At 67.2% G+C, this 1,863-nt stretch carries 2 protein-coding genes; both read left to right on the top strand.

Features of this window, described 5'->3' with window-relative positions; all coding sequences use genetic code 11:
- The first annotated feature begins 42 nt into the window (after window positions 1-42).
- Window positions 43-738, top strand: a complete 696-nt coding sequence (locus ACFWGJ_RS43500; RefSeq protein WP_387334514.1) for a DedA family protein — start codon at window positions 43-45, stop codon at window positions 736-738.
- Window positions 735-1,838 (top strand): phosphonopyruvate decarboxylase, encoded by a 1,104-nt coding sequence (gene aepY / locus ACFWGJ_RS43495; protein ID WP_387334513.1) that lies wholly within the window; start codon window positions 735-737, stop codon window positions 1,836-1,838. The genes ACFWGJ_RS43500 and aepY overlap by 4 nt, the downstream gene beginning before the upstream one ends.
- The last annotated feature ends 25 nt before the right edge of the window (window positions 1,839-1,863 follow it).

Genomic DNA, 1,863 nt, shown 5'->3' with positions numbered 1-1,863 from the left:
CGGCTTGTCCGTTCACTCTCACCAACGTCCAGGGGGGCACCCGTGCAGAACCTCGCCTCATCACCCTTGCTCGACGCCGAAGCGCTCATATCGACCTTCGGCCTGCTGGGCATCATGGCCACCGTCTTCGCCGAGTCCGGCTTGATCGTCTGCTTCTTCCTGCCCGGCGACTCGCTGCTGTTCACGGCGGGGCTGCTCGTGGCCAACGACCAGTTCCTGCATCAGCCGCTGTGGGTGGTCATGCTCGCCATCGCCGCCGCAGCCATCCTGGGCGATTCGTTCGGCTATGCGTTCGGGCGCAAGATAGGCCCTGCACTCTTCCGGCGTCCCAACTCCCGTCTTTTCAAGCAGGAGAACGCCGAACGAGCCCAGGAGTTCATGCTCAAGCACGGCCCCAAGGCTCTGGTGATGGCCCGCTTCATCCCCGTCTTCCGTACCTTCATCCCCATCACCGCCGGCGTCGGGCGCATGGCCTACCGCACGTTCTTCCTGTTCAACGTGCTGGGCGCGGTCCTGTGGTCGGTCAGCCTGACTCTCGTCGGCTACTACCTGGGTCAGATCGCCTTCGTCCGCGACAACATCGAGGGCATCGTCATCGGCATCGTTCTCGTCTCCGGCATCCCCATCATCATCGAAGGCATCAAGATGCGGCGCCGCGCCCGCAGTGCCGCAGCCGCAGACCAGGCACCGTCCACCGCACCGGCCGCCACCCCTGAAACGGAGCTGCCCCGCATATGATCTCCGCAGAAGAATTCTGTTACCTGCTCGCCGACCGTGGCTTCACGTTCGCCAGTGGCGTTCCCTGTTCTCATTTCGGTGGGCCGATCGCACACCTGAGCACGCGCCCGGGCCGGTACGTGCCGGCCCCCAACGAAGGCAACGCGCTGGCGGTGGCCGCCGGTGCCGCCCTTGGCGGGCAGCGTGCCTACGTGATGCTGCAGAACTCCGGTCTCGGCAACCTCATCAACCCGCTCACCTCGCTGGTGATGACCTACAAGCTGCCGATCCTGACCTTCACCAGTCTGCGCGGCTGGCCCGACCCGGCCACGGACGAGCCGCAGCACGAAGTGATGGGACCGGCGACCCCCAAGCTGCTCGACAGCGTCAACACCCCCCACCACACCCTGTACGCACAGGACGGGGTGGAGGAGTTCTCCGCGATCCTGGAGAAGGCGGAGAAGGACCTGGCCGAGCAGCGGGCGCCGTTCGTCCTGGTCGAACGCGGGGCCATCGGCAAGGCCACCGCGGCCAATGACCCGCACACCGAAGGGCTGCCGGCCTCGGAGGCCATCCGGATCGTCACTACGGCCACGCCTCAGGCCGCCGTCATCGCCACCACGGGCTTCACCGGTCGTGACACGTTCGCCGTGGCCGACGCGCCGGGCACCTTCTACATGCAGGGCTCCATGGGGCACGCCTCCTCCATCGGCCTGGGTGTGGCGCTGACGCATCCGGAGCGGCCCGTCGTGGTTCTGGACGGGGACGGCGCGCTGCTGATGCATCTCGGCTCGTTGTCGATGATCGGCAGTGAGGCGCCCGCCAACCTGATCCACGTCGTGCTCGACAACCGGGTCCACGAATCAACGGGCGGGCAGGCCACCACATCAGCGACCACCTCGTTCCCCGACATGGCGACAGCCGCCGGGTACGCCAGCGCGGTCGTCTGCGACCGCGAGGACGCCCTGCAGGCTGCGATGTCACGGGCCCAGGCGACTCCCGGCCCGCACCTGGTCTGCGTCAAGACGCTGCCTCGCACGGGGGCCATGCCGCCGCGCGCGACCAACGCGCTCAGCACGCTGGACATCCGGGACCGCTTCCAGAGCGATCTTCGACAGTAACGCGCCTACAACGAAGGGGGTGTTC

It is taken from the genome of Streptomyces sp. NPDC060205, assembly GCF_042728395.1.
Lineage (GTDB): Bacteria > Actinomycetota > Actinomycetes > Streptomycetales > Streptomycetaceae > Streptomyces.
This window is presented reverse-complemented; position numbering and strand designations above follow the sequence as displayed.